Genomic DNA, 26,414 nt, shown 5'->3' on the forward strand with positions numbered 1-26,414 from the left:
ACAGCAGGAGCGCAGCCAATAATATCCTGCGAAACAGTTATATCTAACTACCGACAAAACATCCCTATATGAGTGATGACGAGCAGGAGCAGGAAGTCGACAATCGAACAATCCGAGGTAATTCTAAAAAACGGACGACAGACGGCGAGTTTTCCAAGTCCCGCTCTCGCGACCTCGACGAAGCCCTCGGAGGTGAGCGAGAGGTCCCCGAGGACGCGGAGCACGTCACAATGGCCCCCGAACACGTCCCGATGCAGATGCGAACAGACGACGAGTCGAATTCCGAAGACGAGTAGAGAACCGATCGGATGCCAGCGCTCTCTCCAGAGAACGTCCTTCTATCGCTAATCGTCGTTGCACCCGGCTTCATTGCAGTCTACACCGCTATTATCATCGGAGGCCTCGAAGAATCACTCTCGGACGGACGACTACTCGGCGCGAGTATCGCAGCGGCGTTCATTATCGATCCGCTATTCTTCTGGGGCTACACGCTGTTCGGTGGGGAGATCACTGACCCAACAGCAGCGGTTAGATTGTTTTTCGAAGGAGGATTCAGGCCAGAGCGAGTTCTCATACTCGCACTTCTCTCTGTAGCAGTCGGAGTCGTCGGTGCCGTGGCCGTCAGTGGCGATTTCGCGTATGCCGCTCGCGAAAGACTTCAACGACGGTTTGACGTGAATAGTCATCCACACCAGCCCTGGGTGGGATCGCTAAAAACGGCGAACATCGTTCGAGTGTTGACCACTGAGTCGTGGTTCCAGGGATACATCGCTGAGTGGAGTGAGTCGGGGAATGAACGGCAAATCGCTCTAGGTTACCCTGCAGAGTGGGATGGAGACGGTTGGTCAAAGATGGGTTTAACAAAAATACTTCTCTTTGAAGAGGACATCGAACAGATTCAAGTCGTGAATGAGGTTGATTCAGAAGGAAGGAGAACACACCCCGCTGGCGACAGCGAGGACAATGAAGCCGATGATGATCCTGACTCCGAGTGACACCAGAAGTGATTCCTTGGCGTGGCTGTCCGTTTCTTCGAAGCCCCGGTGCTCGATGAACTCGACGAAGTCAGCCTTGGAGTCCGGCGCGACGACGATATCGAGGTCCGTAGAGAAGCGAGCATTGGACGCTGAGACAGCGTATCCCCCCACAAGGACGTACTCGTGCCCCGCTTGCGTGAGCTCCTCGAACAGTTCGATGAGCGCGTCACTTCGGTTATGGAAGCTATGTCTGTGCCCGTTCTGTCTCCCGATACGTGACGCCGAGGTCGAGGTCCTCGTACATCCGGTCGAGCATCGCCAGCCCCGACTGGAATTGGGCGTAGTTCTCACGCATATACTCGATCGTCTCGTCTCTCGGGATCACCGGGTAGCCTTCAACGTGCTCGATGTCGAGTGAGGGGCGTGGCTCGAGAACGATCTGCAGGCGACCATCGATCTCGTCGCTGGGCTGGCGCTCGAAGGCGGTTGGTAGCCCGAAGGGTGCGAAGAACGTCTCCCAGGCGTCGATGTCCTGCTCGCGAACAGCGATGAATATCGGGTAATCGTCGGGATCGCGGCTGACTTGGTAGCCGCCTTGGGTCCACACGTAGACGGCGTCGACCCGCGTAAACGCGAATGGCCACTCACCGAACTGTGGGATGACGTAGGCCTCCTCGATGGAGGGTGGACTGACGCCGGCGCTGGCAGCGACGAGCTCGCGGGCAGCGTCGCGGACGTGCTCGTCGACGACTGAGAGCCCTTCGTCATAGGTGACGTAGCCTGCGTCTTCGAGTCGGTTGACGGCCTGTCTCACCGTCTCGTACGGTGTGTGGAGATGCTGCGCGACACAACGGATGGAGTCACCACTCTCGATGGCGAGGAGGACCTGGGCCGCCGTGTGGTCGAGCATTTCGTGCTTCTGGTAGTTACCAATAAACCGGTAACAGTTAAAATCCTTACTTGATCCACTATTTTTCAAGCCTGCTCTTCACTCTGTGACATCCCTGTCGCGTATTGCTCAACTAAATCGACTACATCGTAGACGTGAATTCCCGTTTTGAACCACAGCACTCGATCGGCGGCGCTCCCGAACTCCTCGCTCGCACAATCCAGTTGCTCCGAGACAGCCAGCACGAAATTGTCGGCCTCCACCTTTCGAATCTTCTCCAGTTTCGCGTCCAGATATTCGGGCGTCCAGAAGCCGACAATCTCGAGGATCGCACGCCTGCCATCGGGATGTTCGATCGCGAAGTCGGGAATCATCACCTCAGCACCTAGGTCGAAGACATCGTCTTCCCGCACCAACTTCCAGTCCGTATTCGCTCGCTCCCATTTATCGGCGAGCGTCCGCTCGACGTCGCTATCGAACTGGTCGCCCGCGCTGTAGTGTGAATCGAGATCCTCCGTGGGGTCGAGCGCGAACTGTCGGGTCTCGCCGGTCGTCTCGTCGACGAGGATCTCACCAACCATCTCCCAGCGGTCACAGAGGGGCAATGCCGGCAGGAAGTTCGCCATGCGAATCCCGTACTTCTGCGACTTTGAGAATAGCGATGCCGGGCCGTCCAGTACGGCCTCGTAGCCGGCGGCTTGGTCCGTGTTCGCGACGCGTTCACCGTCGCTGTCGATCGGATAGATGCGATGCATCAACCCGAACAGCTTCACGTAACTGAACACCGTCCCGAAGTGGTCCCACACCCGAATCCGCATTTCTGTGGCGTCGTAGAGCACCGCCTGGGCGAGCGCGAGGTTGTACCGGGTCACCAACCAGTCCACGGTGAGACCCGTGTGTTCATACTCCGCGTCGCTGCTGCCGGTCAGGTTGGTCGTCGACGTCGACGTATCGTCATCACTGGCGTACTGGTCGGCCGTCCGCGTTCCGATTCGGACGAGTCGTTTGTTGTCTTCGAGATCGGCGTACATCCCGCGATAGCACTCTTCCAACGACACCCCGAGGTCGTCGGCGACCGCGCTGTACACCTCCAGCTTCTGTGTGTCCTCGCCCAGCGTCGGCTGGCGGACGATCGGATAGCGCTCGTTGGCTTTCTCGAAGAGTCGCCGGCGGATCTCACGCGGTTCGACGGAGGCGACGACCTCGAACTCACACTCGTCTTTCAGGAGTTTCGCCAGCCCTTGGACGATCTTGTAGTCGGTATCCGCGATGGTCAGCTCGTCAATCGCGTCCTCGAGGTCGCCTTTCGGCTCACCGAGATGGGCCTCGAACAGCTGGATGAGTTCTCGAGCAGTCTGTTGGTAGCGCTCCTCGTCGGGATCGATGAACAGCGGTTTGACTTCTTCGTCGGTCGTGCGTGACCGGGCGAGGTTCGCGGTCAGCACTACGCACTCACCCCCTCACGGCGGCGTTGGGAGACGTACGTCTCCATCGTATCCTCGGTGATGATCTCGTAGAGCCGCGCGGGCTGGCGGTCGTCCGTGGGTCGCAGGATGCGGCCAAGCCGTTGCGCGTACTGGCGTTTCGAGGCGCTCCCCGAGAGGATGATCCCGACGTTTGCCGCCGGGACGTCGATGCCCTCGTCGAGCACCTGTGACGTGACGAGCATCGAGTACTCCCCGCTCCGGAAGCGGTCGAGGATTTCGGTGCGTTCGTCAGTCTTGGTCTGGTGAGTGATACAGGGGACGATGAACTCCCGGGAGATGTCGTAGGCGAAGTCGTTGTTGGCGGTGAAAATAATTGTTCGATCATCGTGATGACGTTTCAATAGGTTGTCGAGCGTGTCGAGTTTCTTTTCGGCGGTTCGGGCGATTCGCTCGGCACGTTGCTTGGCGATGAGCGCCCGCCGCCCTTGCGGGTCGTAGGACGTGCGTTTGAGGAACTCTGCGTAGCCGTCCTCTTTCCAGAGGTCAAACTCGTGGCTGTCGACGTAGTCGCGATAGATCTGGTACTCCTCGTCGTACTCCTCACGTTCGTCAGCCGTGAGGTCGACCGACATGTGGATCGTTTCGTACTCGCTGAGGTATTCGCCGGCGAGTTCGTCGACGTCCTTCCGGTAGACGACCGGGCCGAGGAGGTCCTCAAGAAGTTCGTGCTTACCATCGGGCCGCTCGTAGGTGGCGGTCAGCCCGAGGCGATACGGGGCGATAATCATCTCGGGGATCTGCCGGTAGGTCGGGGCTGGCAGGTGGTGTTCCTCGTCGACGACGAGCAAGCCGAACTGATCGCCGTACTCGTTGACGTAGCGGTAGGCGCTGTCGTAGGTGGTGACGGTGATCGCGGTGACGTCGTGGCTGCCGCCGCCGAGGACGCCGACCGGTTCCGTGAGTTGGTCGCCGAAGGCGTTGGTGAGCGTGGCGTGCCACTGGTTCATGAGGTCAATCGTCGGCGTCACGACGAGAGTACTGACGCCAGCGTCGGCGATGGCCTGCAGCCCGAGGAACGTCTTCCCGCTGCCCGTGGGGAGTACGACACTCCCTCGCCGATCGTGGTCGATCCAGGCGTCGAGCGCCGCTTGCTGGTAGTCACGCGGTTCGATGTGGAGCGCTTGCGTGAGATCGAGATCGGGGTAGGCCCGCGCGGTGTCTTCGAGAGTGTGAGCGAAGCCTTCTTGCAACGTTGCCTGCTCGTTTCCGTCCGTCCACTTACCGGCCCACTCGAGCAGGGCTCGATATCGATATGCTCGCGTTCGGTACTCGTCGACGCGGTCGTCCCACTCCCCATAGGGAACATCGTCAGGAGCATTACGGAGCAGGAGCGTCCCGTCGTCGAATTCGACTTGCATTCGATGTTGGTACAGAGACCCCCGACCGGATTCAATATGTGGGTTCCTCGGGTTCCATGGAGGCGTACGTCTGTCCTTCTGCGGATGCGAGTGGTTCTATTGTTTCGGAGTTACGGTTGTCAGCGATCGAGCCAGTACTGCCAGTCTGCGATCGCTTGGTCCGTCTTACTACTGGCTTCGATCGGCTCCAGTTGCTCCAGTGGCACGCCAAGTGTTCTGTCCATCCACTCTATCGTCACGAACATTTGGCTGAGAGTCGGATCTGTCGGAGACATCCCCACTACGCGTACTGTTTCGCCTTCCTCCAGCGGTGACTCCTCTTGCTCGGTGACACAGCGTGCTTCGAACGGGAAGTCCATCGTGTCGTCCAGATACTCGCACCATCCCCACGCTTGCTCTTCAGGGCTGTAGGTATCGACGATGATCCGCATCTCGATGCGCTCTTCTCGCTCCTCGTCCTTCTCGGCCCGCGTCATGCTGACCAATACTCATCCCGACTTCAAGATGCTCGGGGTGGCCGAAACCACTCCTTGACCGAAGCAGGACGCGCTGAATCCTGGCCGTGGAAGGGCTCCGAGTCGCTGGACGAAGTTAACCAACGAATGCCCGATAGATCTGTATACTGTTGGTTAAGATGGAGGATGGGATTGTCTGATGACGAATGTCGACGGCTCACGGTGTGCATCAGTTGACAGAGGCCACCTATTCCTCTTGCATCTCGGACGTGTCCATGTTAGCCAATCGGCGTTCGAGTTCGTCGATCCGCTCAGAGACAGTTGATGGTTGTTCGAGAGAACCTTCGGCGTTTAGGGCCTGTTCGTACAATTTCACGGCGCGTTCCAGATCCTCGGCTGTTGGCTCGTCAGCTCCCTCCCGCCAGTAGCTATCTGCGAGTTTCTTGTACGCCCAGGAATCTTCGGGATAGTCTCGAATGAGCGTCTCGAACTCGTTTCTGCTTTCGTCCAGTCGTCCTAGCTCTGTCAGCAAGTCAGCGATGAAGTGGCGGAAATCAAGGAGTAGCTCGTCAGGTGCATCCGGAAACTGGGTACAGACCCCCCGACAGAATTCGAGGCGTCGCTCGTGATAGGTTGGATCGTCCGCTGCCAGGGCGGCAAGGTCGTTGTCGACCGACCGCAGGAATGGTTCGAGTGAGAGCACATTCGGGAGGTGATCATCAGCCGCCTCGATTGTCGTGATGTCTTCCGGCGTGACGGCGATAATGGTCTCCCAGGCAGTCAGCCATTGCTGGCAAGCCTCGGCGTCGTTGCCCTGCTCACGGAGTTCTCGGCCTTCCTGTACCAGGTCGTAGATCCGTTCCCGATAGGGGAGATCGGATGCCCACCGGCTCCAGAACACTTCAGCCGCCATCCAGATGAAATCCTGATCGTACCCCGACGCGTCGACATCGTGATCGTCTTCCCACTGGTCAGCAAGTGCCATCGCGGAGTCAACCTCGGCCGCACGGTCACGGAACGACGCTTCGGTCGTGTCGATACCGTGCTCGGCAAGCTTGTCCCGAATTTCCTCCGTCGACAGGGCCTGCACGTCATGTAACTCCCACCGCTCATCCGACTGGCGGTCGGTCGCCGGGGTCATGCCTACCGTTTCCTCTGTGTCTTGCTGCGCACGAGTGGCATCGTCGCTTTCTTCGAGGTCGTGATCGTCGATGTACTGCTCAACCCGCTTGGTGTCGATCCGACCGAGTTCGTCGGACTCGTGGTCTTCGTAGAGATGCTTGCGGATCTCGGATTCGTCCGCGAAGGATCGCTCACAGTACGGACAGTCGGGCATTGATTACGCGTTTGAGGAGTCGGGTGAAAAAGAGCGGGACAACTGACCGCTCGTGGCCATTACTAGGGTCGTTTCTCGTCGATGATCGCGGCTGTCTCGGTCGTAGCGATCGGCTCACGTTCCTTGAGAAAATTCTCAATCTCGTCTCCACTGTACACCTCCTTGACGATGCAGTAGTAGTGTGAGGGAGTCCCGAAATCATAGATCATGCTGAGTCTGTCTCCCTCCCAGAGCGTCGCACGTTCGGCAATGGCAGAAACCGTCACCACGCTTGCGGTCGTGTATGATGGATCGTTGACCTCGGTAAACTGGTGATCTGGGATAACGTTGAGTGTCGAATCTATATACTCGTCTTCGAGGCCGTACATACGAAGATGGCTCTGTTGAAATCCTCAGAGATGTACATGTTCGCCGTGTAATTCTATGGGATGAAGTCCCTCCCAAAGTCGCAGATTCTCCGGTTTACTGAGAAGGCGATCCATCTGGCACGCCGGGCGGTCTCTCGGTACTCCTCGAAATTCTCTAAACACCGCTATACACTTCCGCAGCACGTTGTTCTGCTCTGTCTCAAAGTTCGGAAGAACACGACCTACCGTGGTCTGCTTGACGAACTGATCGAGATGCCACGCATCCGTCGTGTTCTCGGGCTAGCCGAACTTCCTACTGCTTCAACGCTTTGTAAGTCGTTCAGCCGGCTTGATATGGCTGTATGGCGTGTCATATTGACTCTCTCAGCGACACTACTTCCGACAAGCGGCGTTGTTGGTGTTGATGCGTCAGGGTTCGACCGCAGTCACGCTTCGAAACACTACACGAAACGCGCTGAACTCACGATTCAGCAGCTCAAGGTGACGTTACTGGTCGATGCGAAGGTAAACGCGATACTCGATCTACACGTAACTACGACGCGGAAACACGATAGCCAGATCGCTCCGTCGTTGATCAAGCGCAATCCCGACGATATTGACGTTTTGCTCGGTGACAAAGGGTACGACGATCAGAAGATCAGGCGGCTCGCCCGGCAACACGAAGTTCGACCACTGATCAAGCATCGTGAGTTCACGTCACTCCATAAGGCATGGAACGTACGCTTAGACACTGATCTCTACGGTCAGCGGAGTCAATCCGAGACTGTCAACTCAACACTCAAGCGGAAGTACGGGGCGTTTGTCCGGTCACGGCGCTGGTGGAAGCAGTTCCGTGAACTCACCATCGCCTGTCTCATTCATAACGTAGATCGATCACTCTGAGCGGTCAATACAGGAAACTCACGAATCGCTCAGTGCAGGAGACGCAGAGATCGCTCAGAGTGTTCTGTTTCGACCCACAAGACATACTCTTTGTCAGCAAAGCCGAATACGTATGTCCCCGACGAAACGTCTAATTGGCACCACTTTACGCGAAAAAATTACTGTGATCCTCTTGGCAGCGTCAATGCTAATCTCCGTGGTCGCAGTTGGCTTTGTTTCCGACCCCGTCGCAGCCACGGCCGGTCATTCCCCAAGTTTTGGCGAAAGTGTTACTGATACAATCGCTGATACCAATGTACCAAATACAGCCAACGAGACCAACAAAAGTGAGGTCTACTTTGAGATCGCTAACCTCACGCCTCAGGCTCGGGACACTACCGTGGCTCTTGACGACACATTAGCATTCACCGTTACGATCGAAAATACTGGTGATGCCAAAGGCGTTCAGACCGTTGAGTTTCGCATCGGCGACAACGCGGTCGCCAGCCGAAAAGTGACGCTTGATGTAAACAACAGCACCACTATTGAATTTGATGAGATCAACGTGTCACACTTTGACACGGGTGAGTACGAGTACGGCTTCCTTACGAATGACGACAACCGGACTGTAACCATCACATTCCAGCCTGCTGGTGACGACCGCGTTGTTGTCGATAGAGACAATGATACCGATAGTGAGAACGACTCAAACGGAAGTGACGGTAACGATGAACGGGACGGGGCTACCAGTAATGACACGCCCGGCTTCGGTGCGTCTGTGGCTCTCGTTGCTCTCGTCGTAGCTACGCTGTTCATGACCCGTCCCAGCGAGTAGGATCTTTGAATTCCGGCTGAGTAGAGCGTACAAGGATGTTTTGAGCGATTCGCAGCTCTCACCAACTGGCTATTTCATCTGTGTATATGTCTGATGAATAGGATTTCAACAGAGCCGGACTACCTTATTCAGTACCGTGGATCGACCCCGAAAGCAGCAGCAAACAACGCGCTGATCCGGTCAAAAGGCTATACACAGCGGTGGATGTCGGAAACATCCTACTCGACGGTCAAGCGAACGCAGGACTCCGCCCTGCGTTCGCAGTTCTGATGCCGACAGTTCCGTGAGATCATCCTCTCATTCGCCCTCAAAAAGCTCACCAAAACACTGTGATCCCGCTCCCGTACCGCATTTTCAATAGAGCATCCTGTGTAAGTATGTATAGAATCGTGCTACAGTCCAGCTTTTCGGACTGGATACCACAGTACGATGTAACCAATAACACAAGTAATCATAACTAGGAAGAGAACATCGACTTCTGAGAGTTCAAAGGCGCTTCGAGCAATACCTACAACTACGATTAGCACAACCAACAGGCTGAAATTAAGCAGTAGCGGCCCCTTATACCGGGTATGAAACTTCCAGCCCGACTGTTGGTACTCCTTTTTATAATCCTCTATCAGTTCCCAAATCATTAATTCAAAATAAAGAGCGGCTGTTTATAATTTCTTTGGCTCTTCTCCTCTATAGGTCCCAGATGGTTTCGTTACCAACATCCACACCAACCGGAGTATCTTCTATGTGAATGAGGGGAGGCTCTGTCGTGTAAGTAAGCATGTCGGTGTCCTCGTCCATCCAGATACCGCTTACCAGAGGTTGAATCGCCGCATCGGTCTGCCCGAGCGCAGATTTGTCAATATCACGGTAAGCTACCGTGATAACGGAGGTATCTTTGAGCTGGTTAATCCCGAATCCAATTACTGCTCCAGCAAGCGTACCTGCGAGTCCACCGCCGGGCGAAGCGGTGAACACCGAGCTGATAATACCCGCTACAATTGGGGTGATGAGCTGGACTGAGAGTTTACCAATATCTTCGTCGTAGTCAACAGAGACGCCCAGCTGACGGTGGGGGTGTTGATCAGTTATTTCTGCGTCACAGTCTGTTCCATCGGGACTATCGATGAAGTAGAACCCAACTCTCTTGACAGAGTCCTTCGTACCAGCCGCGATCTCTTCAAGAACGTCCTGTATGATGGATTTTTGTTGAGTAGAAATGCCCGAAGATTGCGTCTTCTCACGGATGGGCCCCCAGATATCGGTCTGTTCACCCCCACTCGATTTTTGTAGTCCCCCCTCCGTGCTGGCTTTTTGTTCGTCTTGGTTGTCGAAGACCGTCGATTCGACGTCATCAACCACATCGTCAGAAACATCGAGAAGTTCCATCTCAGACTGCTCAGAATTCAGTTCTTCTGAGCCGGTAGATCCCGTAGGTCGGACGAAGATAGCAGAATTGATCTCGTCCGTATCTTTGTTACGGGCTAATGCGATGGTGTATACTTTGCCATCCTCAACAACACGGTCATACCGCACCTCAACGTTACTCTGTGGTTCGGCCTGATCTTCTTTTCCGTCAGTCGCACTACTAATACCGGACACGCCTGCGATTCCGGCGGTAGTTCCAACGACGCGACCAAACTTTCGACGGGTTACTGGTTTAACCACAACCGAGTATAGTATAGAATAATAACATAAATCTTGTTAATTTACTCAGCACTAATAGGGTAGGATTATTTTTAATAGAGAAAGATCTTCTATAAATAATCTTGGTGGAGTTTTAAATTGAGTAATTTGATGTTAATTAGAGTGTGTTATTACATGTTAAAAGCTGCTGGCACCCTCCGGTTGGCTCCATCTTGAAGTGTTTGGCTCTGTTGAAATCCTGTTCTTCAGACGTGTTATCGGCTGAAACGCCCGGTCTGGATTGACCATATAATAGAGCAGTTCGTAGTTTCCGACTCCAAGATCCTTGGGACTTTCCAGAACATCGTCCATGACCTCTTTCTGTTCCTGATCGATATCATGCGTTGATTCACTGAACGACTCGTAAACTTCGCGTAGGTCTTCAGCTTCCATGAAATAGACGAGGTACACGCCGTCGTCCCCCTGTTCAAGAAATGCCGCCTCGGTTAACATTCCTTCCGACTGGAACGTTTCGATAACTTCGCTCTCCCGTTCCCGGACTTCGTCCATCCACTCCTTGAGCCGGTCGACCTTGTCAGGCTCAATCTTTTGTTTCGTTAGGACAGCTTCGGTCACGTAACATAGGTTGGATGCCATTCACATTTGTGTACGGCCTATATTGACCGGAACCGGAATGAGATGTGTCACTTTCTGAGGATTTCAACAGAGCCAGTATTCGTTGTTCACGATCGGCACGGCATCCGAGGCGGAACTGTCCAACCCGAAGCTTCTGATGTGGCGCTCCCGCGAGCGGTTCGAGGTAATCTGTCGGCTCTCGCCACTGATCGGTGACAACTTCCTCAAGCTTGGAGATGATCCGATCGCGAGCGTATTCGTCGAGTGCCTCGAACTGTCGCTTCGATCGGTCAGTGAGCTTCCAGTCCCAGTCCTCGCTCATTGCTCGCTGGCATCGTCACGTCCGTACTCCGCTTTGATCTCCTCGCTGGAGTGGGTTCGACCTTCCTGAATGTCGACCTCGCTCGCAGCAATCGCCTTGAGATCTGCACGGTTGAACTCCGGATGTTTCACCGCGTCACGGAGTACGTCGCGAACGAACTCGCTACGGCTGTTGTACCCCAAATCTTCCCATGTTGCGTCGACGTCGGAGAGAAACGTCTCCGTTATTCGGATGTTGACTGTCGTTTTCTCGGGCGACGAACTGGCTTCGGACATGCTACTGTGTTGAAATTGTGTAGCAATAACAGTTACGCCAAATCAGATGTGTCGAGGAACTTTTGCTACTGCTCCATCTTTTCACGCTGATTGCGGCGGTCGTAGTGTTCGTCAAGCAGGTCTCATCGACCAGCCGTTTCAGGCAAGTATATGTCTGAGAAAAAGTATTTCAACAGAGCCGAGCGTTTGTATTTATTTCAACGAAGGCCGATGCGCCTGTAACGTGTGTATATGTACCAAATACTTGCGGGTACCGTCAGCAACTGGGCCGTTGGGACGCCCATCGAAACCAGATGTAAGAGCGCAACGCCACCGTAAACAATCCGATTAGGAGACCAGTTACAGTCTCTCCGTCAAACTGCCCTGATGTCAAGCCACAGGCTCACCGAGAACAACGGAACCAACAGTACCACCGCGATTTTGAATCAGTCAACTCGCAGTCTTCAGCGACCGGCTGTTTCAGGTGAGAATCTATCTGAAGAATGGGATTTCAACAGAGCCTTATAATCATGAAGGTGGAAGGAGATCCGAGTCAATGACGTCTGAGCAGTCGACTGGAATCCCCTCCCACGCAGCATCGACGGCGTGATAGCCTGTCCACCCTTCGCTTTTGAGAAGTTCAACACACGTTTCACAAAACGCTGTTCGCGAGATGAGATCGTTATCGTAGAGAATGTAGAAGAGAAAAGTCGGTGGCACTACACGCGCCTCGAGGTCGCGGTTCTGAATCTCTCGACGGATCGAACGGCGGCCGTGAGCGTCCATCAACACCACGTAATCGACCGCCTTTGGATGCTGCACGAGATGCTGTTCCAGCGATTGTTCACCGGCATCAGCCCCATGCGGTCGAGGGACACTCACGACACGTGTCAACGGTGTCTCTGTATCCTCAAGCGCATCAAGAACACGCGTACTACCGTGGTGAAGGCGATACGAGCGACTTCCTTCTGGAGCGTGAGAGCGGTTCTGCTCGTAATGGCGCTTTAGCTCCTGCTGGCAGACGTTCGTGGTCGTGAGTCCGATGTTCTCAGTAATACAATCCCATAGTGAGCTGTTCCCGACAGCGATCAGGGCGTCAGTATCGACGAGAATCGGATATTGCGATTCCTCAGTCGCCATTCAAACAAGATATTGGCTGGTATCGTCCTCGGCTGCCGCGGCAAACTCTTCGATATCTTCCTGGAGGAGGTCGAACTCCTCGCCAAGCAGCAGGCGAGTAGCCTCCTCGGAGATCTCACCTGCCTTGTAGCGTTCATAGAGGGTGATTTTGTCCTCGTCAGTCATGCTCCGACGGAGCATATCTGCAAGCCCCGCTCGGGCGAGTTCGCTGATATTGATCCCGCCGAGATGGATCGCATCGAGCTCGCCAGCCGCCTCTTTCAGCGCGCCCGCGCGGAATTTGATGGTATCGTCGTACGAGCCCTGACTCATATCTCTATGTACGGGCTGCTGCCAGTATAAATGTTCCCCCAGTCGGGAACACGTGGGTACAAACGATTTGCTTGCGAGAGGATGTTTCTGGCCGCCTTGGTTGTTAGATAACTTATATTCTGAACAAAAATAATTATTTGTAGCCGATCCGGTATTGGATAGGCTACGGCTTATTTCTCGTAATGGAACCGATATCGAATCGGATACAAGAGCGGGTTTCTCTGTAACTGGCTGGAATTTGTCATATCTCCTCTTGTTTTGTTAGATATCCGTTGTGAGAAAAAGAAGTCGTGAACGTTTCGTGTCGTTCGTAACTTAACGGCAACCGACGGTTGACTCAGCTTCGTGAGTAATCGCAAGACTGCAACCCAATCGCATTCACATAATCTACATAATGTGCAATATGTGCAAAACCTAAATAGTAGAGAAAATCGGGCAAATGCAGGGTTAGTCGTTCGAGACCTGCTCGCTAAGCATCTCCACAACTTCCTGGACACGTTCCTCATCAGCTTCGATGCCACGCTCTCGGAGTATCTGTAGGGCAACCTCGTCACCGTGGTCCGCAATTACCCGGAGACACGCATCTTGGAACTCTCTTCCCTCGTACTCGGGAACATCAAACATTGAGCAAGCGGCAGCCACTGATGATCGCATCCGGGTGACGCCATCCCACGTGTCCTCCCGGACATAGAAGCCGTGCATATCGGTCTCATCAAAGGAGAACGCCGGTCCACCGGTGGATTCGTCCACATCCTCCTCATCCTGCTCAGGAATGGACTCAGTCTCCGACTCTGTGTCCTCAGTAGTTATCTCTTCATCCGGTTGCGGTTCATCATGGGTGTCAGTACGTTCGTCGTCATCCGATTCGGCACCTTCCTCCGTTTGTTTGAGTTGTTCAGCGACGTCCCCGAAACGGTCGTCCTCATTAGGCATGGCTGTGTTCCTCCACGAGGTCCGCTAAGTGGTCGAAATTCGGGATCTGGTCGCAATCTTCGTCGAACTCCGAGACGGGCATCCCTTGCTTGAAGGCGCGGGAAATTGCGGTCCGTTCGCGAATCCCCGGCTTCGGGATATTATCGATGGTGCGTCCCAAATCATCGAGGGCATCAAAGATCTCCGGGTCCACACGAGCGTACTCAGGGACGAACGAACCGAACTCTCGGTTGAGATTTTCAACGAGAGTTCGGTGCTCGTTGTGTTGACCCATTGTTTCACGAATCATATTCGGGGTAACTGCGAGGATATCTAACCCGATATTCTGTCGGATTGGGGAGATCTGGCGTTCAATCATTTTGTTGAGACCGTTGATCGAGCCAGCACGCGGAATCAGCGGGATAATGACGCGCTGGACGGCGATAAGGGCATTATCAGAGAGTTTCCCACGGCCGCCTGCGGCATCAATTATCACGTAGTCGTATCCGTTTTGAATGAGCGGGTCGACGACGTTCCGTCGAAGCTTCACGTCTGCGAACCGTTCGTCCTTCAGCCTCGTCTCGACGTTCTCGAGCTCGTTACTCGACGGGAGTAGGTGAACGCCGAAGTCCGTCTCGATAAGCAGGTCTTCGGGGTCCTCACCATCGATAAGGGCGTCACCGAGGTTCGCATCTCGGTCGTACGCATCGTCGTATCCCAACTGGGTCGTCATGTGCCCATCCTTATCCAGATCCAATAGTACCGTCTCATGGCCACGAGCAGCGAGTCGATCAGCGATGTTGAGCGCGATCGTGGATTTCCCTACCCCTCCCTTGAGCAACGAGACAGCTGCTCCGGGGAGTCCTTCAAACTCGTCAGCACTCATAGCTCAGCACCCCCGTAAGAAGCGGATTTTGAACATTTTGTAGATAATGTACATTGGATAGATGTTGAAGGTTGCGCGAGTTTTGTCGATAATGTAAGTTTCGCTCTGGTCATACGCGGTTAATGAAGCTCGTCCACCTTAATTCTGTGTCAGACAGATTGCGTACGCTATCTACACAACTTACATTTTGTACATTCCGTGGATTGTTGGCGCAATTGAGATTGTCCTAATCACCGTCGACTTTACGCAATCTACATAATTTAGATTATCAGCATTACATACATATTCGTCACAATCTTTGCCACCCACACGAACCAATTGAAGATACCCAATTTGCATTATCAACATTATCCACATTATGCAAATTGTCTATGAGATCTGCATTTTCCAGTCATTCAATTGAATAGTCCTGAGTGATAGAACTCAGCCAGAGCCGTTCTACCCTGTCCTCTAGTAAGACTTTTAACTGTTACCGGGTTATTGGTAACTACCAGATGTACGAGGTTCTCGACGACACGGCGGCACAGACTATCCTCGCCATCGAGAGTGGTGACTCCATCCGCCGGGTCGCCCAACACCTCCACACGCCCTACGAGACAGTGAGACAGGCCGTCAATCGGCTGGAAGACGCAGGCTACGTCACCTATGACGACGGCCTCACTGTCGTCGACGAGCGCGTACGCGACGCAGCCCGCGAGCTCGTCGCTGCCAGCGCCGGCGTCAGTCCACCCTCCATCGAGGAAACGTACGCCATCCCACAGTTCAGTGACTGGCCGTTCGCGTTCACGCGGATCGACGCCGTCTACGTGTGGACTCAGGGCGGCTACCAGGTCGGTCGCGAGCCCGACGACTATCCATTGTTCCTCGCTGTTCGTGAGCAGGACGTCGACGCCTGGGAGACATTTTTCGAGTCGTTCGACCTCCCCACCGCATTCGAACGACAGCCCCAAGACGAGTTGGACGGACCGCTGCAGATCGTCCTCGAGCCACGCGCGTCACTCGACATCGAGCACGTCGAAGGGTACCCGGTGATCCCGAGAGCAGAGACAATCGAGTATATGCGCGAGAACTACGCCCAATTCCAGTCGGGGCTGGCGATGCTCGACCGGATGTACGAGGACCTCGACCTCGGCGTCACGTATCGAGAGACCGAACGGGCACAGCCATGAGCTTCAACAATCGAAGTGACGCGCTCATCGAACTGCTCGAAGAGCTCACCCAACAGGGTCACGAGTACGTTCTTGTTGGCGGCTACGCTGTCTCAGCGTTCAATGCTCGCTTCTCCACGGATCTCGATATCGTCGTCGCGCCAGACTCCAAGGCTGACTTCGTCGAGTTCCTCGAACAGCGGGGCTTCGAAGAAACGGACAGCCACGCCAAGGAGTGGTTCTACGATACCGAGGTAATCGAGTACGAGAAGCGGCTCACGCCGCAGCAGCCGATCGGCTTCGATCTCCTGGTAAACGGACTCGGGTGTCGCCAGACGGAGGCACAGTGGTCGTTCGACTACCTGTACGACCACAGCCACCAACAGGAGGTGAGCGGAGGCACAGTGACGACGACGGCCAGAGTCATCGATGGGGCAGTCCTCGTCGCGGCAAAGCTCCATAGCGGCCGTGAAACAGACCTTCGGGATGTCCTGGCAGTGGCAGAAGAAATCGATCTCGACGCTGTCACGCCACACCTGCGACGAGGGGACGACGATGCGCTGCGGGAGCAGCTTAAGCGTGGACTGGAAATCTTGGAGAGCGACGAACTCAAGCACGGATATCGGAGTGACTTCGGGGCCTCAGCTGTCTCAGAAGAAACGGTCACCGCTCTCCAAGAGTATCTGTCTGCTCAGATTGACCACCTGAGCTGAAGCGGTCGGGACCACCTTAATTGGAAGTCAAGATAGGGGCCTTCAGCGGTGCTTGCAGTCAGTCAAAAAATTGGAGGGTCGATATCAGTCGACCGTCGCTAACACACGGACATCCGTAGCGGAGTGTCGTTCCCGTTCAGTACAAGCACCGTGCTCGCGGAGGAATTCATCAATACGGTCGGCAAGGGACTCCGCATCCTCCCTATCAACGTGGACGATCAGCGTCGGACGCTCCTTGTCGCTGTTCTCAATCACGAGCGAGACATCCTTGAATTCGTTTGGCTGTCTATACGCCCGAACTCATCGGCGACCTGGTCGGCCAGGTCGTCGAGTACCTCAATCGGTTCCTTTGTCATAGATTGAATTTCGGCCTTGGAAGGTTGTGCCATCGCGAACGCGTGAAGAAAACGTGACGTGGCTTTCAGAATCACCTCCATCAGACAAACGCGAACGGAGCCTTCTCACACCGATGGTTTACCGAGAAGAAGACCTATCCACAGAAGGGACAATGGGTTAGAGTGCTCGCGGATCGCTATCGGCGATGCTCGCAAACGCGACGTTCTCCTGAACTTGTTCGATTTCGACTGTTGGTTCGTCGCCGGGGTGAGCGCCAGGAACGATCACGACGTACCCACGTTCGACTTTCGCAATACCGTCGCCCTGATCACCGACGGTTTCGATTGTCACGTCGCGCACTTCTCCCTCATCAACAGGAGGACCAGATGAATCGTGGCTCGTGCTCCCCTGAGAGGCGGGATGCCGTGGGGCCTGTGGAGATGTTGATTCAGCTTCGGAGGATGAATCAAGAAGAGCGATGCGGTACATCTCATCACCAGTCAGCGCCCCGTGCTTGATCTCACTCGAAGGAATCTCGATGACGAATGTGCCATCCTCCTCCTTAATTTTCGCAGTGAACAGCGAACACAGGGAGTCTGAGATTTCTACCATAACTGGGTTTGATACTGGATACAATTAATCGGTCTCTTTGAGAAGGAGCGAACTGGATCAGCTGTCCTCATCTGGTTCTTCCCAAGGAATGTCTCGCTTGTGGACTACAGCGAGCTTCGAGTCGTCATCATCTTCCATTGCACTAAGACCCCGCTGGACGAGAGTGTGAACCTGTCCAGCGGACTCCGGGAACGAAAATTGGTCATCCCCCGCGTCAGCACGGAGTTCCAGATAATGGAGGTACAGCCTGAACGTCGTATCTGCTCCGATAGGCCACCAAATCGTCCCTATCTGCTCATCTACCTGATTGTCCCAATGCTCTATGAGTTCGCGGATATCGTCGACGAGCTCCTCCCCGGAGGTGCGAAGGCGGAGGGAGTATTCCCGATCCCGCTCCATATCTTCGATTATATCCTGAAAGAAGGGCTCAGCCTCCAAGGCAGTAGGTGAGGTCTGATCCGCTTCTAGAAGGTGTTCTAACGCCCTAATTTCTTCATGCCGAGCGGCTACAGCGTATGCGACATTGTACTTGTCCTCGGGGAAGATTTCGTGCTGACTCGGTTGCTGTGCCTGAGGGACAGTATCCCCGGTGGATGAGCTAAATAAGGTCTCAAAGAGTCCCATACACGTCGTCCGGAGGGCACCCATAAGTACTTCCTGTCATAGTGGACCTCAGCTCTGGCGACAGTGTACCTTCTATACAGTCGTTGCGTAATCAGAAGACCTCACGTGAACCCTGACCGGCTTGGGAGTGACTATGAAACTCATCTAAAATATACAGGATTGAAACATCAAATAATGACGCCAGTTGTTGCTGATATCGGACGATGTCTTTCTTATCTCCGGTCACAACACGCTGAAGCATATCGCGTTCTGCAAGCCCTATTGCGTCAAGAAGCCACTGCGAGTCTACTGGAGGAATTCGGGACTCTCGAATTCCGATGTGCTCCTGGACTAGACCGCGAGCGCGCTCCTGATCGTCATAAGTTGAAGACATGATGTGGACAGCATCCATTAGAGCGTCTTTCCGCTCCTTTGCGTCGTGGAGAACGCGATCTCGAAGATCTTCGACACACCGTTTCGCATTTCGCGGGGTGATTTCCCGCGAGGAGAAGTAGTTCTGGAAGTGCCGAACAAAGTGTGGCTTGGCCTGACTTCGAACCTCAATATTATCGAAGAAAATCTCTAAGATCCTCTCAAACGAAAGCCCATCGTAGCGCTGTAAATCGATTTCCCGATTGTACATTGGGATATTATCCTCGACATTCTCTTGAAAGTCTTCAAGAACGGTTCCGAACACGCCACCTGTACCGTCAGGATCAACCTGTAGCTGATCGGGGTCGGAAACAACTCGAGGCGCTCCTTGCGGACGGCTACAATACTCATAGATTACAAAATCACTCGTGAAGAGCGTGTTATGACCGTCTAGGATACGCTCTGCTTCTACGGCCCACCGGTCGTGAGAAAACGTGAGTCCAATGAGGACGTTAGTGTCTACGAAGTATCTAGTCATTGGCCCGGATGAAAATCTTCGTGCGGAATCCCCCGGCGTTCAAGAATCGGAGCAACAAGTTCGTCAGCTGCGCTCCGCTCAGATTCGAGTTCGGTCGCTAATCCAGAAAATTTCGCATCAAGGTCTTCCTCTTCAAATTCGTCAAGTTTCTGGATCGCAGAACTACGAGCCTGCTCAAATGAAGTTATACCGAGGTTCCCACAGACCTCTTCCTGAGTCATTCCCTGGGCATGCCGTTGAGCAAGTTCGAGAGCAAATATACGCCAGAACGTTACATTCACAGTCATCAATCTGGAGGGATCAGGAGAATGCGAATGGAGTTCTCGAGCGACCGCATTATACCACTTGATTATTGGTCGATCGTACTCCGGAAATCGGTCGTTTGGAAATGATTCAAAAGTTTCGTGAACCGAGCTGAGTACCGATTCTCTGCTTGGGTCAACCTCAAAGAAATCGTGATACTCCGTATGTAACGTTCGTATTTTCTTATCTAACTCCCGAAAATCCCGCTGAACCTGATACGGCGCATCATCATACATTCTGTCTGTGAGCCATTCTAACCCATGTTCGTAATATTCAGAGAGAGCCTCTGAGACAACAGTACGCAGGCAATCTTCAACTCCGGGCTCATTAATACTGGCTGAGGGGACAGTCGAGGGCGTAGCTGGAGAGACAGTACCAAAGAGATACCAGTAATACGGAATCTCGATGTCCAAATCTTGTTCGGCAGATTTGACGTCAATACGATAGAGGAGCTTGTGAAGCGACTTTTTCGGTAACGTATCTGCGGCCCCACGCTCGCGATTGAGGAGACGCAGAGTCGTTCCCAGGGCCTCGCGGTTCATTATATCCAATATCTACCGCTCGTTTTATAGAAGTACCGTCGGATCCCAGTAGACTATCCAACGACTGAGGGAAAAGTAATTCACACGAGACTTCCTTGTAACGAGATACAACGTGCCCATCTACAATCTATATAAAGAGCGGGAAGGGACGGCGCGACGCGGGGAGGACTATAAGGAAGTCGTCATCGAGTACATGGAAGGGCTAAATTACATGGTTGAGCTGGATTCAGCCTTCCACTCCACGCTTGACGATATTCAGTTTGTGAACAAAGCTACGGGCGATAAAGTGGTAGCCGAAGCGAAAGCGTATTCCACAGGCCTCAGCCCGAACGATTTTAGAGACGAACTCGCCCGGTATTTCCTCGAATACATCAAACAGCCCCAACCCCACCGTTTTGATTTCTATATTTTTACGGAGACACTCTCTAATGACCAGCTCTGGAAAGCCCTATTCGATCGAGATGTCACCGATAATCAGAAACTGGTCGACTTCTACGAAAAACTCAAAGACAGCGTCAACGATGAGGTCGTAGATCGGCTAGAGGATACTGAGGTAGATGAGTTCCGAGATTTTGCTATCGATACCCATGTTTTCGTAGGTACATATGATGATCTCCGTCAACAAGCTCATCAACTCGAGAAAACAGAACGGTTCCAGTACGAACCATATCTTCACTCGTACGAACCAGTTACGGAGGAAACAGAATATGCGACAAATCTGTTTCAGGTAACCCACTACCCTGAGACACTGTACATCATAGAGACGACGGAGGAAGCCGAGTCGGCTCGCGTCTATAATTACAACAACGAGGCGTTTCCCATCAAGCTTCACGAGCGGAAGTTATATTCTCTGGTTCATCCGGACCATCTTCCGGGGTCTACTCGTCATTACCTCCACGAGGACCGTTTCGAAACCCGAGATTTCGAGGAGTTCCTTCGAACGGGTGCTCAAGAGGAAGAGCGCGAAAACATCGTAAGATCGCTTCTCAGAGGAATATTCACCCTCGTTGCTAGAGATAACGATTGTCTCATCGACCGTGAGAAAGGAACAACGGTATACCCAGAACTCGACCGCAAACAGCACGGTACCGAGCGAAAACTAGGTCGATCTTGGGTTGCAAAGGAGTTAGACTCCTACCCCGATGTCATCCATCGTGGTGTCAAAGTACGAGTGCGGCGCTATGCAGGAGAGTACTACTACGTTCTGCTACCCACACAGGTCTTTACTTCTGACGGTCGTCGGCCTGTAAAAGGCGAGCGTAAATCGCGGCTCCAAAACGACTTCTCACCAAATCGCTTCCACGCCCAGAATCAGTACCTCACAAAGCATCCTCGGCTAGCTGTTTCTGCGGCCTGAGTTCTGTGTCGAAGCGGTTGTACTGACGGTCTCGACGAGAGAATTACGGACGGATCGACGGAGAGCTGTCGCTGTCGGCGGCGGTCAGCCGCCGACGCGACAGCGTCGCCACTCACTCCGCTGGCTTGCTCGGTCGGTGGTTAGCGGTGGAATCGGTCGTCAGGTGGCCGATTCGCGGGGACGGCCCGACGCACCGCGAGGGCCGTCCACGCAGCTCGTCGAATCATATTGACGAACTCCTTGTACGGCCACCACCAGAGGCGACGCCCGCCTCGGCGGGGCGTCGCCACATACTCGTAGTGAAGGTACCGCCAGACGTTCTGTAAGAGGAGACTCACCACCACGTACAGCAGCCGTACCGTTGGATCTCGTGTTGTCGTTGTCGCTATCGCTTGCTCAAACAAGCGATAGCTTGACTCGATACCGAAGCGTTTCGAGTAGTGGTATCGAGCGTCCCGTGGTGAGTCGATGAACGGCGCGTCAGCGGCGTAGCCGTGACGCGCCACACCGTTCTCGTCATACTTCCCATTTAGGTACGTACAGTCGATGTAGACGGGAAAATCGACGGTCCAGCTGTGACCGTCGAGTTTCCCCGTCAGATCATGCTGAATGACGCGACTCCATCCTTCCGAGAGCTCTTGCTGAATCGCCTCACCCCACCGGATGATCGGGATCACGTACGCGTAATTGTGCGCCTGAAGCAGCGTGAGACACTTACTGTCGTAGAATCCGCGATCAAGGTAGACGGCCTTGACCCCGGCGTCAAGGCCGTCGAGGACACCGAAGAACTCAGCGAGGACACTACTTGCGGTATCGCCGTCTTTGAGACGGCGTACCGCCAGCGTGTAGCGTTTGTTCTTCACACGCGCGTAGAGTGTGGCATAGGCGTGGAACGCAGTGGTTCCACGCTTCGCTACCGAGTGATAGAGGCCGTCTGTGTCGTCTTCGTCACCGTAGTAGGGCCGCAGGTGGAGGTCTGCGCAGACCTCCACCTGTTCGGGGAGCAATTCATCGAGATCCTTTCGCAGGAGCGTGTTAGCGACTCGTTCGAGCCGTTCCGGCTCGAACTTCGTCCGAAGATGGTAGAGGACCGTGTTCCCAGCGGGTGAGTTCTGGCTCGACGCACAGAGCGTAGAGACAGAGGTCCCGTCGGCGCAAGCGCCGACGAGGACCTCATAGATGTCTTCAGCAGTGATTTCAGCGTTATTGGCTAACGAGAGCGAAACTTCCTCGTCAAGGCGGTTGACGAGAAAGTTAAGAAGCTGGTCCTCGTGGATCTCACCGTCTGCTTGTTTGGTTTTAGACACACCTTCAGCAAGCAGACGTTCTAACTAAGCGGCTTTGTGAAGTACTGAGAATAGTAAATACGACCGCCAGCTGCGTGTCTGGGAAGAGCTGCTGATGTCCGATCAGACCCAGCTTGACCGATTTATTGGCGAAAAGATACCCGTGATAAAGGAACTCGAAGTAACCAGGGTTGACTCCCTTTCCCTCAATGTCCGCCCACCCAAAGACGGAGAGGAACGTGACGAGCTCATCGAGTCAGCTTCTGATCTCGAAAACACAGGTGGAATTGAACAATGACGCCTGAAGATACTCCGTTCACGCTTCGTCACATCGAGGAGCCAGAGATTCAGTTTGAAGGGGGTACTGAAACCTCTCCCAAACGAGGCCTCATCAGATATGGTCCACGGCTCTATGAGGAAGGACACCACACAATCAAACTCGGGATTATCGGCGATCGAGATTCGATCCGCCGGTTGACCGAACTACTTCACGATATGGAGGTCGGGATCCATCCAGGAACAAGTGATAATCCGTGGCAAGTTCCGTATCCCGGCCTAGGTAAGAGTTCCCCGCTCAATCTTTCTATTAATGCAAAAAAGGGCTGGAGACGCCAGATTCGTCGACGGGACATCCAATCTGTTACGAGTAAATCAACCCCAAGAGACCGGATGGAGCGATTCCTGAAGCTAGTGCGGAAAGACATCGAGATAATCGAACGGGATTCCGTTCAGCCGAATGCAATCATCGTCTGTATTCCGCAAGAAGTAATGGACGCGTGTACTCCAGAGAACCAGGACCATGCGCGAATCCAGTCGGAAGGTTCTGACCTACGAAATCGAATCAAACTGATCGGGATGGAGGCTCGAATCCCCACACAGCTGATTAAGCCGTCCACACTTGCGATCCGTACTGACCGACAGCGAGCATCTCGGGCCTGGAATCTCACAGTCGGACTTCTATACAAGTCTCAACGAGGCCATCCCTGGAAAACTCGGCAGATCGAAGATGGGCACTGCTACGCAGGGCTCTCGTTCTACAGGGAGCGAGACGAAGGAGATGATGTAATCCGAGCTGCTCTTGCTCACGTCTTTCACGGACGGGACCATATTATCCTTCAGAGCGATCCACTCCCGGATATCACCGAGGACGAAAATGGATCTCCCCACCTCTCATATGAGGCGGCTAGACAGGTAGGTGAGCAGATTCTGGAATACTACGAAGCTCAGAAAGGGACACGTCCCAGCCGGTTCGTCCTTCATAAGCCATCTGTCTTCTGGGAAGAAGAACGTGAAGGGCTACTTGATGCCACAGACGGTGTTCGCGATTTAGATCTAGTATCAGTCGATCACATCGAGAATTCTCTACCCCCTCCAGTAGAGGTTGAATTTGCGTCTTCGATGCGTGGTCAATTCTCGAAATGACACGGACGGTGAGTTTCGGCGGTGAGGGGTCGCTGTCGGCGGCGGACTGCCGCCGACGCGACAGTGTCGCCACTCACGATTGCTGTCCCGAGCGGTGGACAGCTACCGGAAGAACCGGTCGTCGAGTGGTTGGTTCGCTGGAACAGACCTGCGCACACCAAGCGCTGTCCAGGCTGCCCGCAGCACCATCTCACAGAACTCCGTGAACGACCATCTCCAGAGGCGGCGCCCCCCGCGGCGGGGCGCCGCCACGTACCTCCAGTGAAGATACCGCCAGCTGTTCTGAAGCAATAGGCTCACTACAAACATCACCAGCCGCAGTCCAGCATCCTGAGAACTGGTGAACGCGAGGCTCTGCTTGGCTAATCGGTAGCTCGACTCGATGCCGAAGCGTTTGCTGTAGTGGTTTCGGGCATCTCGTGGCGTGTCGATGAACGGCGCGTCAGCGGCGTAGCCGTGACGCGCCACCCCGTGTTCGTCGCACCGTCCTTGCTGGTAAACACAGTCGATGAACACAGGAAACGTCACCTCGCCGGCGAGATCGTGTTCAATCTCGCGGCTCCAGCCGCTGTTGAGTTCGTCCTGAATCGTTTCGCCCCACTTGACAATCGGCATCACGTAGGCGTAGTTGTGCGCGTACAGCAGTTTGAGACCGGTGCTGTTGTAGAATCCGCGATCGAGGTAGACGGCCTTGACGCCGAGGTCAAGGCCGTCAAGCAGTTCAAGAAACTCAGCGAGGACATCGCTGGTGGTCTCGCCAGCGACTAACTGGCGAACCGCCAGCGTGTACCGCTTGTTTCGTACCCGCGCATAGAGCGTCGCATACGCGTGAAACGCCGTGGTTCCGCGTTTAGCCTGCGAGGAGTACAGCGCCTCTGTCTCGTCCTCGTCACCGTAGTAAGGATCCAGGTGGAGGTCGGCGACGACCTCCACCGGCCGATCCGGCAGTGTCTCAAGAGTATCTCGTTGCAGGAGTGTGTCCCCAACCGCCTCAACGGAGTCCAGCTCAAACTGGTCGGTGAGATGTCCACGGACGGTATTGGCGTGGGGCGAGTCGTCAGTTGTTTCGCAGACGTGGTTGATTGAGGTCCCGCCGGCGCTGGCGCCGGCGAGGACCTCGTACAACGTCTCTGTCGTGACCTCGACATTCTCGCCGAGGTCTATCGCAAGTTCCTCGTCGAGGCTGTTGACGACACAATTAAGCAGGTGCTCTTCCTCTATCTCGCTGTCTGCCTGGGTAGGCTTCACACCGCACCCAAGCAGACACTTACTCTAACCCGATGTGATCGACTGAGAATGGTTCCGGACGTCAGAGATTCACGAGGTTTACCAAACAGTAGCACGGGACGTCGAAGTAGAGCCCAAGGGGTACAATCGTGCGCTTGAGCTTCTGAACAAGCACGTGACGACAGGAGTTCTCGAATCGAAAAAGAAGGAAGGCGGAGATCAGGGGAAGTTCAGGTCGTATTCGCTCCAAGGAGACGTGGAGAGTACACGAACTGGACTAATCAACTCAACGCCGGAACTCCAGACGTTGATGGGATGGTGACCCTCCCACCCCTCGGTGTGAATGGTCCCCCATAGGTCACGGCAGTAGTAAAGACGGAGCGGGACTTGACCCGTAGAAGCTGTGTCGTCCGTTTGAGGTCCCATTACCGGCACGGAGAGCGGCTTACACGTTCTTCCTCGGCAGCTGACCCGACCCGCTACTGCACCGCACCGTAGCTGTAGTTATCTTTATTATGGTACAGTCTAAACAGTCCTCCGAGTGGATGTATTCTGAAAGGCGAGGCCTTGTGCCGAAGCCAAAGGTCCGCCAATGAGGCGAGAACCCTCCCTACGGCGTGAGGACTTCTGCTGTTAAGGACTTCTTAATCGCGGTACCCTGGGTGGTGGACCATTCACACTGAGGGGTGTGGGGGTAAACGAGGCGTAATCTATCCCCGTGTTGCTCTGTCTTCTCTCGGCGTGAACTTTCGTTAGAGAGTGGCGGTTGGTAGCCCATTCACACCGAGGGGTGTGGGGTAAACCGATCCCATTCACACTCTGGGGGGTGTCATCTGCTATGCCACGAATCACGTTGAAACGAACATCTGGCTACAGTTCCATCTCGTCTACTCGTCGGGATTCACCGGCCCTTTGTACTTCGACGTCACCGAATCTCCTTCCCGCCACTGCCAGTAGTAGTACCGATTGTCGTTGATCTCCTTGATCGTGATCGTTGCTTTGGCTGGGACGTCGTCCGGGAGGTCATCAGGGCGCTCCTTGACGTCAGTGTCGTCCGCTTCCTCCTCGAGACGAGCTTCACGCTCCTTGTGTTCGGCCAACGCCTCGGCGTAGCTGGCAGCGTCCCGAAGATGCTCCGGTGTGGCTTCGTTGAGGGCGTCGACGATCTCCGTCGGGAGGTTTGCTGGTGGGGAGGGTTGTTCGTAGGACATCGACTCTCTTCGTGTTAACCAACAAAACTCGCCGATCCATAGTTCTGTTGGTTAAGCAGGTTCGTGGACTCGCTGACCTCGTCCTCTGTAACATCA

The 26,414-nt window shown here is 54.3% G+C and carries 28 protein-coding genes and 4 pseudogenes; 11 read left to right on the top strand and 21 right to left on the bottom strand.

Annotated features, from left to right (window positions below; genetic code table 11):
* The first annotated feature begins 68 nt into the window (after window positions 1-68).
* Both HLAC_RS15125 and HLAC_RS15130 read left to right on the top strand, forming a co-directional pair.
* Window positions 69-296: a hypothetical protein gene (locus tag HLAC_RS15125; RefSeq protein WP_014053528.1), complete on the top strand. Its 228-nt coding sequence runs from the start codon at window positions 69-71 to the stop codon at window positions 294-296.
* Between the two features lie 12 nt (window positions 297-308).
* A complete protein-coding gene (locus tag HLAC_RS15130) occupies window positions 309-995 on the top strand; it encodes a DUF6338 family protein (RefSeq protein WP_014053527.1) in 687 nt (228 codons plus the stop codon).
* 12 nt (window positions 996-1,007) lie between these two features.
* Here the strand turns inward: HLAC_RS15130 and HLAC_RS20030 are convergent.
* The 7 genes and pseudogenes from HLAC_RS20030 to HLAC_RS15160 all read right to left on the bottom strand — a co-directional run.
* Window positions 1,008-1,250: pseudogene (locus HLAC_RS20030) on the bottom strand (nucleotidyltransferase domain-containing protein); the annotation flags it as partial.
* Entirely contained in the window at window positions 1,222-1,887 is a 666-nt protein-coding gene (locus HLAC_RS15135; protein ID WP_049933837.1) for a helix-turn-helix domain-containing protein, read from the bottom strand. The gene HLAC_RS15135 and the pseudogene HLAC_RS20030, both read right to left, overlap by 29 nt.
* A 65-nt stretch (window positions 1,888-1,952) precedes the next feature.
* A complete protein-coding gene (locus HLAC_RS15140) occupies window positions 1,953-3,311 on the bottom strand; it encodes a DUF790 family protein (RefSeq protein WP_015911547.1) in 1,359 nt (452 codons plus the stop codon).
* The gene (locus HLAC_RS15145; protein ID WP_015911548.1) at window positions 3,311-4,711 is read right to left on the bottom strand and encodes a DEAD/DEAH box helicase family protein; all 1,401 of its coding nucleotides are present in this window, start codon (window positions 4,709-4,711) and stop codon (window positions 3,311-3,313) included. The genes HLAC_RS15140 and HLAC_RS15145 overlap by 1 nt, the downstream gene beginning before the upstream one ends.
* Before the next feature lie 119 nt (window positions 4,712-4,830).
* Window positions 4,831-5,187: a calcium-binding protein gene (locus HLAC_RS15150; protein WP_014053523.1), complete on the bottom strand. Its 357-nt coding sequence runs from the start codon at window positions 5,185-5,187 to the stop codon at window positions 4,831-4,833.
* Window positions 5,188-5,413: 226 nt separating this feature from the next.
* Window positions 5,414-6,502 carry a tetratricopeptide repeat protein gene (locus tag HLAC_RS15155; RefSeq protein ID WP_014053522.1) on the bottom strand — a complete coding sequence of 363 codons (1,089 nt, stop codon included), beginning with the start codon at window positions 6,500-6,502 and terminating at the stop codon, window positions 5,414-5,416.
* A gap of 62 nt (window positions 6,503-6,564) precedes the next feature.
* Window positions 6,565-6,879, bottom strand: a pseudogene (locus HLAC_RS15160) (hypothetical protein); the annotation flags it as partial.
* A gap of 51 nt (window positions 6,880-6,930) precedes the next feature.
* Between HLAC_RS15160 and HLAC_RS15165 the strand changes: the two are divergent.
* The 3 genes and pseudogenes from HLAC_RS15165 to HLAC_RS19635 all read left to right on the top strand — a co-directional run.
* Window positions 6,931-7,752, top strand: coding sequence for an IS5-like element ISHla4 family transposase (locus HLAC_RS15165; RefSeq protein ID WP_014053521.1), 822 nt, complete (start codon window positions 6,931-6,933; stop codon window positions 7,750-7,752).
* A 112-nt stretch (window positions 7,753-7,864) separates the two neighbouring features.
* Entirely contained in the window at window positions 7,865-8,566 is a 702-nt protein-coding gene (locus HLAC_RS15170; protein ID WP_014053375.1) for a PGF-CTERM sorting domain-containing protein, read from the top strand.
* A gap of 117 nt (window positions 8,567-8,683) precedes the next feature.
* Window positions 8,684-8,833: pseudogene (locus tag HLAC_RS19635) on the top strand (IS5/IS1182 family transposase); the annotation flags it as partial.
* A 417-nt stretch (window positions 8,834-9,250) separates the two neighbouring features.
* Here the strand turns inward: HLAC_RS19635 and HLAC_RS15180 are convergent.
* From HLAC_RS15180 to HLAC_RS15210, 7 genes are all read right to left on the bottom strand, one after another.
* Complete coding sequence (locus HLAC_RS15180; RefSeq protein WP_014053377.1) at window positions 9,251-10,228, bottom strand: hypothetical protein; 978 nt, start codon at window positions 10,226-10,228, stop codon at window positions 9,251-9,253.
* 156 nt (window positions 10,229-10,384) lie between these two features.
* Window positions 10,385-10,822, bottom strand: coding sequence for a DUF6176 family protein (locus HLAC_RS15185; RefSeq protein WP_014053378.1), 438 nt, complete (start codon window positions 10,820-10,822; stop codon window positions 10,385-10,387).
* 318 nt (window positions 10,823-11,140) lie between these two features.
* On the bottom strand, window positions 11,141-11,419 hold the full coding sequence (locus HLAC_RS15190) for a ribbon-helix-helix domain-containing protein (protein ID WP_014053380.1): 279 nt from the start codon (window positions 11,417-11,419) through the stop codon (window positions 11,141-11,143).
* Between the two features lie 507 nt (window positions 11,420-11,926).
* Window positions 11,927-12,538: a hypothetical protein gene (locus HLAC_RS18080; RefSeq protein WP_009762298.1), complete on the bottom strand. Its 612-nt coding sequence runs from the start codon at window positions 12,536-12,538 to the stop codon at window positions 11,927-11,929.
* Window positions 12,539-12,850: a DUF8065 family protein gene (locus tag HLAC_RS15200; RefSeq protein ID WP_009762297.1), complete on the bottom strand. Its 312-nt coding sequence runs from the start codon at window positions 12,848-12,850 to the stop codon at window positions 12,539-12,541. It abuts the gene before it with no gap.
* A gap of 447 nt (window positions 12,851-13,297) precedes the next feature.
* Window positions 13,298-13,783 (bottom strand): DUF7970 domain-containing protein, encoded by a 486-nt coding sequence (locus HLAC_RS15205; RefSeq protein WP_009762296.1) that lies wholly within the window; start codon window positions 13,781-13,783, stop codon window positions 13,298-13,300.
* Window positions 13,776-14,648: a ParA family protein gene (locus HLAC_RS15210; RefSeq protein ID WP_014053381.1), complete on the bottom strand. Its 873-nt coding sequence runs from the start codon at window positions 14,646-14,648 to the stop codon at window positions 13,776-13,778. The genes HLAC_RS15205 and HLAC_RS15210 overlap by 8 nt, the downstream gene beginning before the upstream one ends.
* A gap of 494 nt (window positions 14,649-15,142) precedes the next feature.
* Between HLAC_RS15210 and HLAC_RS15215 the strand changes: the two genes are divergently transcribed.
* On the top strand, window positions 15,143-15,817 hold the full coding sequence (locus HLAC_RS15215; protein WP_049933842.1) for a helix-turn-helix domain-containing protein: 675 nt from the start codon (window positions 15,143-15,145) through the stop codon (window positions 15,815-15,817).
* Complete coding sequence (locus tag HLAC_RS15220; RefSeq protein ID WP_014053514.1) at window positions 15,814-16,509, top strand: nucleotidyltransferase domain-containing protein; 696 nt, start codon at window positions 15,814-15,816, stop codon at window positions 16,507-16,509. The genes HLAC_RS15215 and HLAC_RS15220 overlap by 4 nt, the downstream gene beginning before the upstream one ends.
* Window positions 16,510-17,022: 513 nt before the next feature.
* Here HLAC_RS15220 and HLAC_RS15230 read toward each other — a convergent pair.
* The 4 genes from HLAC_RS15230 to HLAC_RS18085 form a co-directional block, all read right to left on the bottom strand.
* Window positions 17,023-17,457, bottom strand: a complete 435-nt coding sequence (locus HLAC_RS15230; protein WP_014053516.1) for a TRAM domain-containing protein — start codon at window positions 17,455-17,457, stop codon at window positions 17,023-17,025.
* A 57-nt stretch (window positions 17,458-17,514) separates the two neighbouring features.
* Window positions 17,515-18,081 carry a hypothetical protein gene (locus tag HLAC_RS15235; protein ID WP_014053517.1) on the bottom strand — a complete coding sequence of 189 codons (567 nt, stop codon included), beginning with the start codon at window positions 18,079-18,081 and terminating at the stop codon, window positions 17,515-17,517.
* A gap of 91 nt (window positions 18,082-18,172) precedes the next feature.
* On the bottom strand, window positions 18,173-18,970 hold the full coding sequence (locus tag HLAC_RS15240; RefSeq protein ID WP_014053518.1) for a PIN domain-containing protein: 798 nt from the start codon (window positions 18,968-18,970) through the stop codon (window positions 18,173-18,175).
* Entirely contained in the window at window positions 18,967-19,815 is an 849-nt protein-coding gene (locus HLAC_RS18085; RefSeq protein WP_014053519.1) for a hypothetical protein, read from the bottom strand. Before HLAC_RS18085 ends, HLAC_RS15240 begins: the two co-directional genes overlap by 4 nt.
* Before the next feature lie 112 nt (window positions 19,816-19,927).
* Between HLAC_RS18085 and HLAC_RS15245 the strand changes: the two genes are divergently transcribed.
* Window positions 19,928-21,172: a hypothetical protein gene (locus HLAC_RS15245; protein WP_015911554.1), complete on the top strand. Its 1,245-nt coding sequence runs from the start codon at window positions 19,928-19,930 to the stop codon at window positions 21,170-21,172.
* Window positions 21,173-21,312: 140 nt separating this feature from the next.
* On the opposite strand, the gene HLAC_RS15250 is transcribed toward HLAC_RS15245, so the two are convergent.
* Window positions 21,313-22,479, bottom strand: a complete 1,167-nt coding sequence (locus tag HLAC_RS15250; protein WP_009486633.1) for an ISH3-like element ISHla1 family transposase — start codon at window positions 22,477-22,479, stop codon at window positions 21,313-21,315.
* Between the two features lie 94 nt (window positions 22,480-22,573).
* Here HLAC_RS15250 and HLAC_RS15255 point away from each other — a divergent pair, with 94 nt between their 5' ends.
* Complete coding sequence (locus tag HLAC_RS15255) at window positions 22,574-22,756, top strand: hypothetical protein (RefSeq protein WP_015911555.1); 183 nt, start codon at window positions 22,574-22,576, stop codon at window positions 22,754-22,756.
* Window positions 22,753-23,880, top strand: a complete 1,128-nt coding sequence (locus HLAC_RS19640) for an argonaute/piwi family protein (RefSeq protein ID WP_015911556.1) — start codon at window positions 22,753-22,755, stop codon at window positions 23,878-23,880. The genes HLAC_RS15255 and HLAC_RS19640 overlap by 4 nt, the downstream gene beginning before the upstream one ends.
* Before the next feature lie 102 nt (window positions 23,881-23,982).
* Here the strand turns inward: HLAC_RS19640 and HLAC_RS15265 are convergent, their stop codons facing one another.
* Entirely contained in the window at window positions 23,983-25,128 is a 1,146-nt protein-coding gene (locus HLAC_RS15265; protein ID WP_009488264.1) for an ISH3-like element ISHla11 family transposase, read from the bottom strand.
* A gap of 64 nt (window positions 25,129-25,192) precedes the next feature.
* Here HLAC_RS15265 and HLAC_RS18095 point away from each other — a divergent pair.
* A pseudogene (locus tag HLAC_RS18095) lies at window positions 25,193-25,429 on the top strand (hypothetical protein); the annotation flags it as partial.
* Between the two features lie 565 nt (window positions 25,430-25,994).
* Here HLAC_RS18095 and HLAC_RS15270 read toward each other — a convergent pair.
* Entirely contained in the window at window positions 25,995-26,318 is a 324-nt protein-coding gene (locus HLAC_RS15270; protein ID WP_015911557.1) for a DUF6788 family protein, read from the bottom strand.
* Between the last annotated feature and the right edge of the window lie 96 nt (window positions 26,319-26,414).

The organism is Halorubrum lacusprofundi ATCC 49239, from assembly GCF_000022205.1.
Taxonomy (GTDB): domain Archaea; phylum Halobacteriota; class Halobacteria; order Halobacteriales; family Haloferacaceae; genus Halorubrum; species Halorubrum lacusprofundi.

What these genes read in the sequence shown, in the direction of transcription:
- HLAC_RS15170 (WP_014053375.1), top strand. Translation starts at nt 7,865, where the DNA reads ATGTCCCCGACGAAACGTCTAATTGGCACCACTTTACGCGAAAAAATT.
- HLAC_RS18080 (WP_009762298.1), bottom strand. Translation starts at nt 12,538, where the DNA reads ATGGCGACTGAGGAATCGCAATATCCGATTCTCGTCGATACTGACGCC.
- HLAC_RS15135 (WP_049933837.1), bottom strand. Translation starts at nt 1,887, where the DNA reads ATGCTCGACCACACGGCGGCCCAGGTCCTCCTCGCCATCGAGAGTGGT.
- HLAC_RS19640 (WP_015911556.1), top strand. Translation starts at nt 22,753, where the DNA reads ATGACGCCTGAAGATACTCCGTTCACGCTTCGTCACATCGAGGAGCCA.
- HLAC_RS15165 (WP_014053521.1), top strand. Translation starts at nt 6,931, where the DNA reads ATGAAGTCCCTCCCAAAGTCGCAGATTCTCCGGTTTACTGAGAAGGCG.
- HLAC_RS15125 (WP_014053528.1), top strand. Translation starts at nt 69, where the DNA reads ATGAGTGATGACGAGCAGGAGCAGGAAGTCGACAATCGAACAATCCGA.
- HLAC_RS15205 (WP_009762296.1), bottom strand. Translation starts at nt 13,783, where the DNA reads ATGCCTAATGAGGACGACCGTTTCGGGGACGTCGCTGAACAACTCAAA.
- HLAC_RS15130 (WP_014053527.1), top strand. Translation starts at nt 309, where the DNA reads ATGCCAGCGCTCTCTCCAGAGAACGTCCTTCTATCGCTAATCGTCGTT.
- HLAC_RS15190 (WP_014053380.1), bottom strand. Translation starts at nt 11,419, where the DNA reads ATGTCCGAAGCCAGTTCGTCGCCCGAGAAAACGACAGTCAACATCCGA.
- HLAC_RS15215 (WP_049933842.1), top strand. Translation starts at nt 15,143, where the DNA reads ATGTACGAGGTTCTCGACGACACGGCGGCACAGACTATCCTCGCCATC.
- HLAC_RS15235 (WP_014053517.1), bottom strand. Translation starts at nt 18,081, where the DNA reads ATGGGACTCTTTGAGACCTTATTTAGCTCATCCACCGGGGATACTGTC.
- HLAC_RS15240 (WP_014053518.1), bottom strand. Translation starts at nt 18,970, where the DNA reads ATGACTAGATACTTCGTAGACACTAACGTCCTCATTGGACTCACGTTT.
- HLAC_RS15210 (WP_014053381.1), bottom strand. Translation starts at nt 14,648, where the DNA reads ATGAGTGCTGACGAGTTTGAAGGACTCCCCGGAGCAGCTGTCTCGTTG.
- HLAC_RS15220 (WP_014053514.1), top strand. Translation starts at nt 15,814, where the DNA reads ATGAGCTTCAACAATCGAAGTGACGCGCTCATCGAACTGCTCGAAGAG.
- HLAC_RS18085 (WP_014053519.1), bottom strand. Translation starts at nt 19,815, where the DNA reads ATGAACCGCGAGGCCCTGGGAACGACTCTGCGTCTCCTCAATCGCGAG.
- HLAC_RS15145 (WP_015911548.1), bottom strand. Translation starts at nt 4,711, where the DNA reads ATGCAAGTCGAATTCGACGACGGGACGCTCCTGCTCCGTAATGCTCCT.
- HLAC_RS15230 (WP_014053516.1), bottom strand. Translation starts at nt 17,457, where the DNA reads ATGGTAGAAATCTCAGACTCCCTGTGTTCGCTGTTCACTGCGAAAATT.
- HLAC_RS15255 (WP_015911555.1), top strand. Translation starts at nt 22,574, where the DNA reads ATGTCCGATCAGACCCAGCTTGACCGATTTATTGGCGAAAAGATACCC.
- HLAC_RS15270 (WP_015911557.1), bottom strand. Translation starts at nt 26,318, where the DNA reads ATGTCCTACGAACAACCCTCCCCACCAGCAAACCTCCCGACGGAGATC.
- HLAC_RS15155 (WP_014053522.1), bottom strand. Translation starts at nt 6,502, where the DNA reads ATGCCCGACTGTCCGTACTGTGAGCGATCCTTCGCGGACGAATCCGAG.
- HLAC_RS15200 (WP_009762297.1), bottom strand. Translation starts at nt 12,850, where the DNA reads ATGAGTCAGGGCTCGTACGACGATACCATCAAATTCCGCGCGGGCGCG.
- HLAC_RS15150 (WP_014053523.1), bottom strand. Translation starts at nt 5,187, where the DNA reads ATGACGCGGGCCGAGAAGGACGAGGAGCGAGAAGAGCGCATCGAGATG.